Raw genomic sequence first — 15306 nt, 5'->3', positions numbered from 1 at the left:
TTTTAAAGTTCTTTTCTCTTAATTGCCTCCATCATGAAGCATTCAACGATGTCACCTTCTTTAATATCGTTAAACTTTTCAATTGTTAAACCACATTCGTATCCTGCATTAACTTCTTTTGCATCATCTTTAAATCTCTTTAATGATGATAATGCAGATTCAAATATTACTATTCCATCTCTTATAACTCTTGTCTCTGCATTTCTTTGAAGTTTACCCTTTAGCACATAACAACCAGCAATTGTTCCTACATTTGAAATTTTATAAGTTTCTCTTACTTCTGCTGTTCCTAATATAACTTCCTTATAATCTGGTTCAAGCATTCCTATCATTGCTGACTTAACATCATCAATTGCATCATATATAATTCTATAAGATTTAATATCTACTCCATCTCTATCAGCTTGAGCAGCCGCATTGTTGTCAGGTCTTACATTAAATCCTATAACTATTGCATTAGATGCTGTCGCAAGAGTTATATCTGTTTCAGTTATAGCTCCAACACCACCATGAATAACTCTTACCTTTACATCATCAGTAGAAAGTTTTTCTAAAGATTGCTTTATAGCTTCAACAGAACCTTGAACATCTGCTTTTACGATTATAGCAAGCTCTTTAACCTTACCTTCTTTAATTTGATTATATAAATCTTCTAATGATACTCTATGGTTAGCAAGTAAAGTTTCTGCTTTTAATTTGTCTTTTCTGCTTTCAGCCATATTTCTAGCAGTTTTTTCATCTTTTACTTGATTAAATCTATCTCCAGCTTCTGGAACTTCAGAAAGTCCTAGAACCTCCACTGGTATAGATGGTCCAGCAGATTTTATTTTTTTACCAGTATCATCAAACATAGCCCTTATTCTACCATATGTAGATCCGACTAATATAGAATCTCCTACTCTTAAAGTTCCATTTTGAACTAAAAGACTAGCAACTGCTCCTCTACCTTTATCTAATTTAGCTTCTATAACAGTTCCAACTGCTCTTCTATCTTTGTTTGCTTTAAGTTCAAGCATTTCTGCAGTAAGTAGAACCATCTCTAATAACTTATCAATATTAAGGTTTTGTTTCGCAGATACTTCTTCACATATAGTATCTCCGCCCCAGTCTTCTGCAAGCAATCCTTGTTCAGCTAATTCTTGCTTAACTCTATCTACATTTGCTCCTGGTTTATCTATTTTATTTATTGCAACAACAATAGGAACTCCTGCTGCTTTACAGTGATTGATAGCTTCCTTAGTTTGTGGCATGATTCCATCATCTGCAGCAACAACTAATATAACAACATCTGTAATTTGTGCACCTCTAGCTCTCATAGCTGTAAACGCTTCATGACCTGGAGTATCTAAGAATGTTATTTCTTCTCCGTTCAATTTAATAGTATAAGCACCTATATGCTGAGTTATACCACCTGCTTCTGTATCAGTAACTTTTGCTTTTCTTATACAATCAAGTAAAGATGTTTTACCATGGTCAACATGACCCATAACAGTTACAATTGGTGGTCTCTTTTGAAGATTTTCTTCATCATCTTCTTCTATTTTTAATACTTCTAACTCTTGAATTTCTTCTTTTCTTTCAACTAAAACTCCATATTCAGCACAAACCTTTTCTGCAGTTTCAAAATCTATTTCCGCATTTATTGCTGCCATAACTCCGGCAAAAATTAACGTTCTTATTACATCATTTGAAGGTTGTTGCAATTTTTCTGCCAATTCCTTAACAGTTATGCTTCCACCAATTTCAATTACTTTACCTTCAGCCTCTGCTTCAGCAGCTATTCTTGCTTCTTCTTGTTCTTCTTTTTTAGTCTTTTTCTTTTTCTTTATACCTTTGTTAAGTTGTTCTGCTAATTCATCTTCATATACGTCAACTATGCTTTTTGAATTCTCAGCATTATCAGCCGATGCTACTAAATCGCTTGGTGATTTTCCTGCTAATAATTCTTTTATTAATTCAGCATCTTCGTCTTCAATTGTACTCATATGATTTTTTACTTCTATATTAAATTCTTCCTTTAATATAGTTATTAATTCCTTTGACTCTATGTTTAATTCTTTTGCTAATTCATGTACTCTTATTTTTGACATGCAGTCACCCCCGTATTATTATCTACTCATATATTTTTTTCCTCCTCATATAACGCTAACAGTCTTTTTGCTATATCGTTATCTAGAATTCCCAGCAACATAATTTCTTTACGTCCAATTGGAGGTCCTAGTTGTTCTTTTGAGAAGTCTTCAATATATGGTATATTTTTTTCATTACAATGCTTTTTAAATTTATCTTTAGATTTATCTGATAAATCATTAGATATGATAAAAAGATAAATTTTAGTATTATTTCTATAGTCATCACACTTGCTATATCCTTCAAGCAAGTTTCCTGACTTCTTTGCCATACTTAGAAAGTTAAAAAACTTATTCATTATTTACTTCATCCTTTAGTTTATTATAAATTTCTTCACTTATAGGAATTTCTAAATTTCTACTAAGTCTTTTTGCTTTAAATGCTTTTTCTAAGCACTCTGTGTTCTTACAAATGTATGCGCCTCTTCCTGATTTTTTACCAGTCAGATCAACACACACCTCGCCTTCTGGAGTTTTAACTATTCTTATTAATTCTTTTTTTGGTTTCATTTCCATGCAACCAGTGCACATTCTTAAAGGAATTTTCTTAACCTTCATGAAAAGCACCCCTCTATTCTTGTATTTCTTCCATTGAAGTTTCTTCATCTATTGAATCATCAACTTCAATATCATCAAAAATTTCTAATTCATTTAAATCTGTAGTTTGTTCATTTTCAATTTCTACTTCAGTATTTAGAATTCTTTCATCTTCTTCATCTTGCGCTTCTTTTTGAGATTTACTCTTTATATCTATCTTCCAATTTGTAAGTTTAGCCGCAAGTCTTACATTTTGGCCTTCTTTACCTATTGCAAGCGATAACTGATTATCATCAACAACAACCTTTGCAGATTTATTATTTTCATCAACCGCTACACTTAGCACCTTTGCAGGACTTAAAGAATTAGCTATAAATTCTTCTGGATTTTTGCTCCATTTTATTATATCTATTTTTTCATTCTTAAGTTCATTAACTATACTTTGTACTCTTACTCCTTTTGGTCCTACACAAGCACCCATTGGATCTACTTCTTCATCGTTAGAGTATACAGCTATTTTACTTCTTGAACCTGCTTCTCTTGAAATACTTTTAATTTCAACTACGCCTTCAAATATTTCTGGAACTTCAAGTTCAAATAGTCTTTTAACTAATCCAGGATGTGTTCTTGATACATGTATTTGAGGTCCTTTATTACCATTTTTAACTTCAACTATATATAGTTTTAACTTTTCGTTGAATTTATATTCCTCATTTGGAATTTGTTCATTAGGTCCTATTATACCTTCCAATTTTCCCAAATTTACAAAAACAATACCTTTATCTTTTCTTAATATAGTTCCTGTAATTATATCAAATTCTTTTTCTTTGTATTCATCATATATTATAGTTCTTTCAGCTTCCTTAATTCTTTGAGTAACAACCTGCTTAGCAAGTTGTGCTGCAACTCTTCCGAAATTTTTAGGAGTTACTTCTAAACTTATAATATCATCAACTTCACTTTTAGGATTTAATTCTTTAGCTTCTTCTAATGAAATTTCTGTTACATCATCATATACCTCATCAACTACTGTCTTTTGAGCATATACATGTATTTCTCCTGTTTCTCTATCGATATTAACTTTCACGTTTTGTGCATTTGTATTGGCATTTGCATAATTTTTCTTATATGCTGCAACCATCGCGTCTTGAATAGTTGTAAAAAGTAAATCTTCACAAATCCCCTTTTCCTTAACTAATTCTTTAAGAGCACCTACAAACTCTTCATTCATTTTTATACCCTCCTCGTTATATTTCCCCTTCTAAATTTGCTGCCTTAATTTTATCTCTTGGTATTTGAATTTCTGTCTCGCCTTCTACTAATATAGAATCTTCTGAGACATCTCTTAATAATCCTTTTACACTTTTCACTCCATTTAGTGAACTAGTAAGCCTAATTAGCACTTCGCTTCCTATGTACTTTTTAAAATGCTCTTCTTTATATAATCCCCTATTAAGACCTGGCGAAGAAACTTCTAAATAATATGCTTCTTTAATTGGGTCTTCCACATCTAGAATCTCACTAACTCTTCTTGAAACCGCTTCACAATCATTTAATGATACTCTGCCTTCTTTATCTATATATATTCTTAAGTAAAACTCACCGTTTTCCTTAACATATTCTACATAATATAATTCACATGACAATTCTGAAACAATAGGTCTTACTAATTCTTCAATTCTTTCAATCAATACATCTTTTTTCATCTTTCTAACCCTCACTTTCATCTTTTAAAAACACATGTCTTATATCTATCTTATGCATTTTTAAAATTTGTAATCAAAAACGCAACTATCTTAAGTTAGTTGCGTTACAAACAGAAAGAGCGGGTAACTTCCCACTCCTTTTTTCTAGCTATTAGAAATAAATCTTCTTATATAATATCATAAACAAATTAACTTTACAAGGGATATTCCCAAATTTTAAATATCTGCTCAATATTTTAATGCATAGTTCATAATTCACAATTTTAAAATACATTTTATAGACATATACATTATTATATATACTTAGCTTCGCGATTCTTCAATCTGCGAAAACATCCCTAATTTAATTTCGTGCCTTTTTCATCTGTGAAATGTTCTTATTTGCACTCCGTGCTTTTTTCATCTGCGAGTTGTTCTTAATTGTGCTCCGCACCTTCTTCATATGTGAATTGTTCTTAATTGCACTCCGTGCTTTTTTCATCTGTGCATAATTTTTCTATTTCTTCCATTAGGGCATCAATAAGATCTTCTTCCTTTACTTTCTTTATGATTTCGCCTTTTTTAAAAATTATTCCTTCTCCTTTTCCGCCAGCAATCCCAATATCAGATTCCCTAGCCTCTCCAGGCCCATTTACAACACATCCCATAACAGCAACTTTAATATCTTTTTTATAATTTTCAAGCCTTTTTTCAACTTCTTCTGCAATTTTTATCAAGTTTATTTGTGTTCTGCCACAAGTAGGACAAGATACGAATTCAACGCCTTTTTTCCTTAATCCCAATGCTTTTAAAATTTCAATTCCAACCTTTATTTCTTCAATTGGATCAGTGGTTAATGATACCCTTATAGTATCACCTATTCCTTCTGCAAGAAGCGTCCCTATTCCTATACTTGATTTAATTGTCCCTCTTTGAATAGTTCCAGCTTCTGTCACTCCTAAATGAAGAGGATAATCACATTTTTCTGCTATCAATCTATAACATTCTATCATCATTTGTACACTAGATGATTTTATAGATATCACAATATCGTGAAAGTCTAAATCCTCTAAAATTTTAACATGTCTTAAAGCGCTTTCAACCAAACCCTCTGCCGTTGGCATGCCATACTTTTCTAGAATATCTTTTTCTAGAGATCCAGAGTTAACACCAATTCTTATTGGTATCTTTTTCTCACTACAAGCTTCTTTAAGTATTTTTATTCTATCTACACTTCCTATATTACCAGGATTTATTCTAAGAGCTGAAACACCATTTTCTATTGCTTTTAGCGCTAATTTATAATCAAAATGTATATCTGCAACTACTGGTATTGGAGATCTTTTTGTAATTTCCCCTAGACTTTCTGCATCTTCCATATCCAAAACTGCGCATCTTATGATATCGCATCCAGCGCTATATAGCTTTTCTATTTGATTCAAAGTATTTTCCACATCTTTAGTACGAGTATTTGTCATTGATTGTACTGTGACAGGTGAGTCCCCTCCAACAAATACATTTCCAACTTTGACTTTTCTAGATTTTCTTCTTTCCATACAATGTATCTCCTCTAATTATAATTAATCTAAAATATAAACATTATATATATATATTGCAAAAATAATTCTTCAACATAATTCTAAAAATATTGCAAGAATTCTAGCCGTAATTGTGAATTGTGCATTGTGAATTGAAGCATATATATTTTTGCATATTTCTCTTTTATCAAAATATTTCTAATACTATTTTTTTAATATTTGTCTTATAATTCTTATAAATTGTACATTATTAAAATTATGTATAGTAAGTTTAATACTTTAAACTTAGGAAACTTGCATTCATATAAGAATCACTTCAAATCTGAATGCAAGTTTTTTATAGTTATAAAATCATTTTTTATTCTTAGAACTTTACAGGGAACAATATATCTTTTATTGTTACTAATATCATCAAACCTATAAGTGCAGCAAATCCTATATAATTTAAAACTCCAACTATTTTATCCGGAACCTTTCTTCTAGTTATTAACTCTATAAGTAATATCACACACCAGCCTCCATCTAAAGCTGGGAAAGGTAAAAGATTAAAAACAGCTAAATTAACACTTAAAAAAGCAGTAAAGTAAAGTAGCGGCCAAATTCCAGCTTTAGCAGTTTCTGCCGAAATCTTAACTATTGTAAGTGGACCACCTACATCAGTTTTTAGATTAGCCTTACCTGTGAATATCATCTCTAAACCTTTAAAAGTTTGAGAAACTAACGAAGCTGTCTGATTAAAGCTCTGCTTAAAACTCTCTGAATATCCTGGATTTTGAATTCTTTCAAAATTAAGCCCTATTAATAATTGTCCTTGTTCATTCTTCATTGGTGTTACCGTAACGTCCTTCTTTTCTCCATTTCTTTCAATAGAAATATCTACTGGATTTCCATTTGCTAATACTATTCCAGCCGAAATATTATCGTATGAGAAAGCTCTCATTCCATTTACTTTCACGATTTTATCTCCTGGTAAAATCCCAGCTTCTGAGGCTGGTGAATCTGGAGTAACTCCAGTCGGAATCTTATTTGTGTACCCAAACGCATGTATAAAGAAAGTAAAAATAACTATCGCTAATACATAATTCATAAATACACCAGCAATTATTATGCTTATTCTTCTTAATGGAGATTTTGCTGAAAAACTTCTTTCGTCTTCAACACTTTCTTCCTCTCCCATCATTTTTACATATCCACCTATTGGAAATAACCTCAAAGAATATTGTGTTTCTTTTCCTTGGTTAGAAAAGATTTTCGGTCCCATTCCAATTGAAAATTCTTCTACTCTTACCCCATTAAGTTTAGCTAATGTAAAATGTCCAAGCTCGTGAACTATTATCAAGACTCCAAATGCTAATATAGCCAAAATTATATACATATTAAATTTTTCCCTCCTTAAAGTACCGCATTTTTTATTACATATTCCTTAACTTCTTTATCTAACTCAATAATGTTTTCTAGGGTTAATTCTTTATTTGCCTGAGTTTTAAATACTTCCATGCATCTTTCTATTATGTCAGCTATTTGTAAAAATTTTATCTTTCTATCTAAAAACAACTCTACCGCTGCTTCATTTGCTCCATTTAAAATAGTTGGCATAAGTCTACCTGCTTTTCCAGCTTTAAACGCTAAATTTAAAGCTTTAAAAGTATCTATATCAGGTTTTTCAAATGTTAATTGAGATATTTCATAAAAATCTATTGTATCTGCAATACGCTTTTCCCTATTTTCGTAAAGTAGAGCATATTGTATTGGTAATCTCATATCCTGTGCTCCAAGTTGTGCAACTATACTTCCATCATTATATTCTACCATCGAATGCACAATACTTTGTGGATGAACTACGACCTGTATATTATCATAATCACAGTTAAAAAGCCAATGTGCTTCTATCACTTCAAGTCCTTTATTCATAAGTGTCGCAGAATCTATGGAAATTTTTCTCCCCATATTCCATTTTGGATGTTTCAGTGCATCTTCCACCTTTATATCTTCAAGACTTTCTAAAGTTCTTCCTCTAAAAGGTCCTCCTGAAGCAGTTAAAATTATTTTTCTCAAAGTATTTATATCATTCCCCCTTAAGCATTGAAATATAGCACTGTGTTCCGAATCGACTGGAAATATTTTTACATTGTTCTCTTTGGCAGCTTTCATCACAATTTCGCCTGCTACAACCAAAGTTTCCTTATTGGCAAGAGCAATGTCTTTTTTTGCCTCTATAGCTTTCATAGTCGGCTCTAATCCTATCATTCCAACTACAGAAGTTACTACCATATCAATTTCATCTAAAGATGCTATCTTATCAAGTCCTTCTATCCCTTCCAATACTTTAATCTTTTTATTATGCTCTTCACAATACTTTTTTATTTCGTGAGCACTTACAGCATCCATCATACCTACATAAGAAGGTTTGAACTCTTCAATTATCTCAATAACTTTTTTTACAGATGTGTTCGCCGTTACTCCTATAAGCTTTAGTTCTCCATTTGATTTTCTTATTACATCTAAGGTCTGAGATCCTATCGAACCTGTAGCCCCTAGTATAGAAATGTTTTTCTTCTTTTTCCTCCTAAAAGCAAATCTTAATCAGTACTGCTCAAGGTTTAATTCGAAGATTAAAAGTCTCTTAATTAACTTTAAATAAATTATTTAAATCAAAATAAAATTCCTTATTCTTCATAATCACTCAGTACTATAAATTATTTCTTTTGCTAGAATGCTATACATTGGGCCAATTAATATACCTAAAACACCAAATATTTTTACTCCTATGTATATAGATAACAATATAACAAGAGGATGCATATCTAATTTGTCGCCTAAAAATTTAGCCTCTAGTATTTCCCTAATAACTTGCACTAGTATATATAGACATATAAGACCAAATGCAGTAAGGAAATTCTTCATTATAATATTGTATATTATAATCGGAATAAATACAATTATAGTTCCAACATATGGTAATATATCCAATATCCCACACACTATACCAAGGGCAAAAAAATTCGATACTCCAAGTATACAAAATCCCATTATTATCTCCATAGTTGAAATTATAACTAAGATCCCTTCTATTCCAATCATTTGAGTAAAATTTTCTTTTTGATCTCTAAATTTCATCATCATTTCCTTTGGAAGTAACATAGAAATTAGTTCTAAAATTTTTGACTTATCAATCAATATAAAGAAAGCACATATGTTTCCTATAAAGTAAGCTAAAACACTATCTCCAGTATTTACTGCTCCCTTCCTTATATTCTGATCATTAATTATGGATATTACGCTCTTTCCAATTTCCAAATTATTAAAATTTACATTTAGCGCAACTGAAATATCTTGAATAAATTTCTCTATCCATTCTAAATTTGTTAGGTATAATTTTTTTATTATATAAAAAATTTCACTTCCCAAATATATTGTCACAAGTATTATAATAATATTGACAGTAACAATACTTAAAGCCCCTGCAATTTTACTTGGCATTTTAGCCTTAATCATGATTTTGTATATAGGAGCGCATACTATAATTATTATAATCATGGATAAAAACGGCTTAAAATAGTATTTTATAAAAAAGGTTCCTATTAATACAAATACGAAAGACAATAAAAGTGAGAAAAGTTTCTTATAAGTTTTAAAAATATTCTTCACCTCACTAACTTAATAATTATTAATATTTGTATATTATATGCCAATCATCTCTTGTTAAAAACTTCATAACTTAAGTTATAAAAAAAAAAAAATTAAGCCTTATATAAGTTATACTATATAACGCTTAATTTCTCTCTATTTTTTAAATTCTTATTATAAAAGTTAAGTAATAAAACACTGCTGCTGCTGCAAAAATTATACTATCAAATCTATCTAGAACCCCTCCATGACCAGGAATTAGATTACTATAATCTTTTACTCCTACATATCTTTTTATTGAGGATGCAACCAAATCTCCTAATTGTCCAAATAATCCACATAAAATACCGATAATAAAATAATTATATATTGGCATAATATTAACATATCTTTGCACTACTATTCCAAATATACCCGTAAAAACAGTTGCTCCTACAAGTCCTCCTATTGAACCTTCTATGGTTTTCTTAGGTGACACTTTAGGCGAAAGTTTGTGCTTTCCAAAAAGCTTTCCGCTGTAAAAAGCAGCTGTATCTGAAAGCCATGACCCTATAAATATAATCCAAACTAAAAATTCACCATGTGCTTTCACATTAACAAGATACACAAAACTAAATAAAATTCCACAATATATAAATCCAAGCAATGTTAGTGATGTGTCAATAAAAGTATATTTCAAATTTATAACCGGAAATATCAATAATATGAACGTTGCAGCAACAACAACATACATCATATTTTCGAAATTGTTATTCAAAAGATAATATATTATCAACAGGATATATCCCGCACTTCTCATTGGTTTTAAATCATTCTCTTTTAATGCATTGTAAAATTCCCATAAAGCCATTGCTGACAATGCGAATATAAAGCACTTAAGATAAATTCCTCCAAGAAATACAAATACTATAAATGGAGCAATCATAGCAGCACCCAAATATCTATTATTAGACTTCAAAATCTAACCACTCCTCTATTTAACTTTTCCAAAGCGCCTATCTCTATTTTGATAATCCGCTATAGCTTTTCTTAAATCTTTTTCTTTAAAATCAGGCCAATTAATATCAGAATACCAAAATTCTGAATAAGCACATTGCCATAATAAAAAGTTACTAAGCCTTTGTTCCCCTGATGGTCTAATAATTAAATCAGGGTCAGGTATCCCTTTTGTATATAAATACTTCTCTACTAAAGCTTCATTAATATCTTCTTCGTTTAATTTGCCATTCTTTATATCTGAATTAATAAGTTTTATAGCTCTGACAATTTCATTTCTACCACCATAATTTAGTGCAAAATTCAAATTTATTTTTGTATTATTTCGAGTGGTTTCTAAAGCTTCTTCTAATGCATTCTGGCATTCCTTGGGTAATTTCGAAGTATCTCCTAAAACATTCATTCTAACTCCATTCTCATGGCATTCTTTTAGTTCCTTTTTTAGATAAGTTACTAAAAGCTTCATTAGTGTTCCTACTTCATCTTTAGGTCTAGCCCAATTTTCAGTTGAAAAAGCATATAAAGTCAGATTTTTTACTCCAAGCCTTGTTGCTTCCTTTAAAATCCTTCTAATAGTCTCTACTCCTGCTCTATGTCCCATACTTCTAGGTAAATTCTGTTCTTTTGCCCATCGTCCATTTCCATCCATTATTATAGCTATATGATTTGGTATGTTATTCATATCCAAGTCAAAATCTTGATTAAATTCCTTTTTTGATTTAAATATATTTAACATCTTTCTCCCCCTAGTTTATTAGAAAAACTTGACCTACTCGCATATATTCTTTATATACATTATTAATACTAAACCTTTTTCATATGAAGTCAACAATAAAGTCTTTACTAATTATCCTCATTTAAACAAAATGTAATAATATGTATTACTTTTCAACAATTTCACAAATATTTTATTCACACAGATATTGAATCTATATTTCACTTGCACTGAGAAAAAATTTACTTTACAACTTATCTTTTATTCAAAAACAAGTTAACTCTTGTAGGAGTTAACTAAATTAACCAATCTAAATATATTATTTAGATTTTTACTCTTCAGCTTGTTCAAAGAATAAATTATTCATATACTAAATTCTGAATTCTAAAATCTGCTTAAGGAAAAAACCTGCTTTTCTAGCAGGCTTTAAAATTTAAACCGATAAGACTTCTTTTTCTTTTGCAGCAATTATAGAATCTATTTCCTTTACAACTGCATCAGTCTTCTTTTGAACCTCATCTTCAGCTTTCTTTACTTGATCTTCTGATAAATCCTCATCCTTTTTCAAGGCTTTTATTTTATCATTAGCAGTTTTTCTTATTGATCTTATAGCTACTTTAGCTTCTTCTCCTGTTTTCTTAACATTTTTAACAAGAGTTTTTCTAGTTTCTTCTGTTAATTCTGGTATTACTAGTCTGATGATTGAACCATCACTTGAAGGATTTAATCCTAAATCTGATTTCAATATAGCTTTTTCTATCTCTTTCAATAGAGGCTTTTCCCACGGTGTTATCATAAGTACTCTTGGCTCTGGAGCTGAAACATTAGCTACTTGGCTAAGTGGGCACATGCTTCCATAATATTCAACATGAATTCTATCAAGCATCGTAGGGTTCGCTCTTCCTGCTTTCATTGTTGATAAATCTGATTTTAATACAGATATTGTTTTTTTCATTTTTTCTTCTGCATTTTGAATAATATCCTTAATCATGATTTTTCCTCCTATTTCTTTTTAAAGACATAAAAGAAATAATAGACCAAAGATGCAACGTATATTTCGCGTCACACAAGGAAATAAATTCTGCTCACAGCGATGCTATTAGTAGAGTTTACTGATGAGCAGAGAAGAACCCAAATCTACGATTTGGTGTGAATCGCTTACTCAGCGAGCGCATGTGAGTTGAGCTTCCAATGGCACCAAATAAACAAGCATACTGGTCTATTATTTTCTTGGTTGTGTTGCAACTAATGTACCTATATTTTCTCCATACATAGCTCTTCTAATATTTCCCGGCTCATCTAACCCAAATACAAGGATAGGAATTTCATTGTCCATACACAATGAAGTTGCTGTAGAGTCCATTACTTGTAATCCTTGTTCTAATACTTCTATATATGATAGTGTATCATATTTTTTTGCATCTGAATACTTATGAGGGTCTTTATCATAAACTCCATCAACCTTTTTAGCTAAAAGAATTACATCCGCTTCAATTTCAGCAGCTCTAAGCGCTGCAGTAGTATCTGTTGAAAAATATGGATTTCCTGTACCAGCAGCAAATATAACAACTCTTCCTTTTTCTAAGTGTCTCATTGCTCTTCTTCTTATGAATGGTTCTGCAATTTCCTTCATTTCTATAGCAGTTTGTACTCTTGTTTTAACTCCAACTTGTTCTAAAGAATCTTGTAGCGCTAATGCATTTATACAAGTTGCCATCATTCCCATGTAATCTGCAGTAGTTCTGTCCATGCCTTCTCCACTTCTACCTCTCCAAATGTTTCCGCCACCAACTACTGTTCCTACTTCAACGCCCATATCAATTAATTCTTTAATTTCAAGCGCAATTCTTTTTGCTACACTAAAATCAAGCCCAAATCCATTAACTCCTGCTAATGCTTCTCCTGAAAGCTTTAAAATTACTCTCTTGTATTTACAATCTGCCATTTATAATTACCTCCTGAATATTTTAGGGATCAATAAAACCTTTTTAATAAGTATATGTACTTTATTTCTTAAAAAAAGAGAACACAAAGTGTTCTCTTTAGGTTCCAACTATTTACCGATTTGTCTTGCAACTTCTTCAGCAAAGTCTACCTTTTCAACTTCGATTCCTTCTCCTCTTTCGTATCTTACGAATCTAGTTATCTTAACTGGAGAACCAACCTCTTTAGATTTCTCTTCTAAGAATTTATTGATTGTCTTATCAGAATCTTTTACCCATGGTTGTTCTAAAAGACAAACTTCTTTAAAGTACTTTTGAATTCTTCCCATTACCATTTTTTCAACGATATTTTCTGGTTTTCCTTCATTTAAAGCTTGAACTCTATAGATTTCTTTTTCTTTTTCCATAGATGTTGCATCAACATCATCTTTACCTAAGAATAATGGGTTTGCTGCTGCAATTTGCATACAAACTTCTTTTGCAACTTCATCTAAAACTTCTGAAGCCTTATCACAAGAAACTTCTACTAAAACTCCAATTCTTCCACCACCATGAATATAGCTACTAACTATTCCATTATCAATAGCGAATTTAGTAAATCTTCTTACTGACATGTTTTCACCAAGTTTTGCTATTAAAGCTTTTAAACTTTCTGCTACTGTTGCTTCTCCATCAAACTTTTCTTCAAGAAGTTCTTCTACTGTTTTAACTGAAGTTTCAGCTACCATTTTAGCTAACTTATCAGCAAAACCAACAAATTCTTCGTTTAATGCAACAAAGTCTGTTTCACAGTTGAATTCAAGAACTGTTCCTGTTTTCTTATCATCTGAAATATATGTCTTAACTATACCTTCAGCAGCAACTCTACCTGACTTCTTAGCTGCATCTGCAAGTCCTTTTTCTCTTAAGAATTCAACAGCCTTTTCAATACTTCCTTCTGTTTCAACTAGAGCTTTCTTACAATCCATCATTTTAGCTCCAGTCATTTCTCTTAGTTCTTTAACTAATTGTGCGCTTATATTTGCCATAAATTTAATTCCTCCTCTATATCGAAAGTAATCCTTAACACCTAATAAAAGGGCAGTTGGAGTGAACTCACTTACCCTTTTAAAGTTTATATAAACTACTCAGCTAATTGTTCGCCTTGTCTTCCTTCCATAATAGCATCAGCCATTTTAGCAGTTATTAATTTAACAGCTCTAATAGCATCGTCATTACCTGGGATTACGTAGTCAACTTCTTCTGGATCACAGTTAGTATCTACAATAGCAACAACTGGTATTCCTAAAATCTTAGCTTCTAAGATAGCATTTTTTTCTTTTCTTGGATCAACTATAAACATTGCTCCAACGTTTGATGCATCTAAGTTTCTGATACCACCAAGATTCTTTTCAAGTTTTTCCATTTCGCCTTTAAGCTTTATAACTTCTTTCTTAGGAAGAACGTCAAAAGTTCCATCTTCTTGCATTTTTTCAATTTGTTCTAATTTTCTTATTCTACCTCTGATAGTTGAGAAGTTTGTTAACATTCCACCTAACCATCTATTATTTACGAAATGCATGTTACTTCTGATAGCTTCTTCTTGTATTGCTTCTTGAGCTTGTTTCTTAGTTCCAACGAAAAGTATATCTTTTCCTTCTTCAGCTACTTGCTTAACGAAGTTATAAGCTTCTTCAGCTTTCTTAACTGTTTTTTGAAGGTCTATTATATAGATCCCGTTTCTTTCTGTGAAGATATATGGAGCCATTTTAGGATTCCATCTTCTTGTTTGGTGACCGAAGTGTACACCTGCTTCTAATAATTGTTTCATTGATATTACTGACATTTTGTTACCTCCTTGGTTTTTACCTCCACTATCTTCATCTTATAAATTTCCCTTAAAATAAGGGCACCAAATCTATAAATTGGATAGTGTGTGTATTTCTTACCTTAAGTAGTATATCATAAGGTATTTATGGTATCAACAAAAATTTTTCAATTTAACTTACATAAATAAAAATATGCACATTATTTGTATTTAATAAAATTTTATTAATCATCTTAAAGTCTTCTCAAAATAGTTAAATCTTATACACAAATGGAATAAACTATATATTATTATTTGTATTATTGTGCTTCAAAATTTATTTTTTTACT

General features: G+C 30.9%; 15 protein-coding genes. All 15 read right to left on the bottom strand.

Annotated elements, in window-relative coordinates; translation table 11 throughout:
* Positions 1-2 precede the first annotated feature (2 nt).
* Complete coding sequence (gene infB, locus AXY43_RS21195) at positions 3-2090, bottom strand: translation initiation factor IF-2 (RefSeq protein ID WP_011968539.1); 2088 nt, start codon at positions 2088-2090, stop codon at positions 3-5.
* 26 nt (positions 2091-2116) lie between these two features.
* On the bottom strand, positions 2117-2428 hold the full coding sequence (locus AXY43_RS21190) for a 50S ribosomal protein L7ae-like protein (protein ID WP_011968538.1): 312 nt from the start codon (positions 2426-2428) through the stop codon (positions 2117-2119).
* Complete coding sequence (gene rnpM, locus AXY43_RS21185) at positions 2421-2687, bottom strand: RNase P modulator RnpM (protein WP_105412114.1); 267 nt, start codon at positions 2685-2687, stop codon at positions 2421-2423. The genes AXY43_RS21190 and rnpM overlap by 8 nt, the downstream gene beginning before the upstream one ends.
* Before the next feature lie 13 nt (positions 2688-2700).
* Positions 2701-3897, bottom strand: a complete 1197-nt coding sequence (gene nusA / locus AXY43_RS21180) for a transcription termination factor NusA (RefSeq protein WP_011968536.1) — start codon at positions 3895-3897, stop codon at positions 2701-2703.
* Between the two features lie 16 nt (positions 3898-3913).
* On the bottom strand, positions 3914-4372 hold the full coding sequence (gene rimP, locus AXY43_RS21175; RefSeq protein WP_011968535.1) for a ribosome maturation factor RimP: 459 nt from the start codon (positions 4370-4372) through the stop codon (positions 3914-3916).
* Positions 4373-4827: 455 nt separating this feature from the next.
* Positions 4828-5907, bottom strand: coding sequence for a flavodoxin-dependent (E)-4-hydroxy-3-methylbut-2-enyl-diphosphate synthase (gene ispG / locus AXY43_RS21170; protein WP_065415744.1), 1080 nt, complete (start codon positions 5905-5907; stop codon positions 4828-4830).
* A 346-nt stretch (positions 5908-6253) separates the two neighbouring features.
* Complete coding sequence (gene rseP / locus AXY43_RS21165) at positions 6254-7264, bottom strand: RIP metalloprotease RseP (protein ID WP_011968533.1); 1011 nt, start codon at positions 7262-7264, stop codon at positions 6254-6256.
* 17 nt (positions 7265-7281) lie between these two features.
* On the bottom strand, positions 7282-8436 hold the full coding sequence (dxr, locus tag AXY43_RS21160; RefSeq protein ID WP_105412113.1) for a 1-deoxy-D-xylulose-5-phosphate reductoisomerase: 1155 nt from the start codon (positions 8434-8436) through the stop codon (positions 7282-7284).
* Between the two features lie 132 nt (positions 8437-8568).
* A complete protein-coding gene (locus AXY43_RS21155; RefSeq protein ID WP_011968531.1) occupies positions 8569-9537 on the bottom strand; it encodes an AI-2E family transporter in 969 nt (322 codons plus the stop codon).
* A gap of 142 nt (positions 9538-9679) precedes the next feature.
* Positions 9680-10474 (bottom strand): phosphatidate cytidylyltransferase, encoded by a 795-nt coding sequence (locus AXY43_RS21150; protein ID WP_023973317.1) that lies wholly within the window; start codon positions 10472-10474, stop codon positions 9680-9682.
* 15 nt (positions 10475-10489) lie between these two features.
* Complete coding sequence (locus tag AXY43_RS21145) at positions 10490-11248, bottom strand: isoprenyl transferase (protein ID WP_039772252.1); 759 nt, start codon at positions 11246-11248, stop codon at positions 10490-10492.
* 412 nt (positions 11249-11660) lie between these two features.
* Complete coding sequence (gene frr / locus AXY43_RS21140) at positions 11661-12218, bottom strand: ribosome recycling factor (RefSeq protein ID WP_011968528.1); 558 nt, start codon at positions 12216-12218, stop codon at positions 11661-11663.
* Between the two features lie 231 nt (positions 12219-12449).
* Positions 12450-13172: a UMP kinase gene (gene pyrH / locus AXY43_RS21135; RefSeq protein ID WP_011968527.1), complete on the bottom strand. Its 723-nt coding sequence runs from the start codon at positions 13170-13172 to the stop codon at positions 12450-12452.
* A 108-nt stretch (positions 13173-13280) separates the two neighbouring features.
* Positions 13281-14198 (bottom strand): translation elongation factor Ts, encoded by a 918-nt coding sequence (tsf, locus tag AXY43_RS21130; protein ID WP_011968526.1) that lies wholly within the window; start codon positions 14196-14198, stop codon positions 13281-13283.
* A 95-nt stretch (positions 14199-14293) separates the two neighbouring features.
* Complete coding sequence (rpsB, locus tag AXY43_RS21125; RefSeq protein ID WP_011968525.1) at positions 14294-14995, bottom strand: 30S ribosomal protein S2; 702 nt, start codon at positions 14993-14995, stop codon at positions 14294-14296.
* Positions 14996-15306 lie beyond the last annotated feature (311 nt).

The organism is Clostridium sp. MF28, assembly GCF_002969175.1.
In the GTDB taxonomy this organism is placed as follows: domain Bacteria; phylum Bacillota; class Clostridia; order Clostridiales; family Clostridiaceae; genus Clostridium; species Clostridium beijerinckii.
This window is presented reverse-complemented; position numbering and strand designations above follow the sequence as displayed.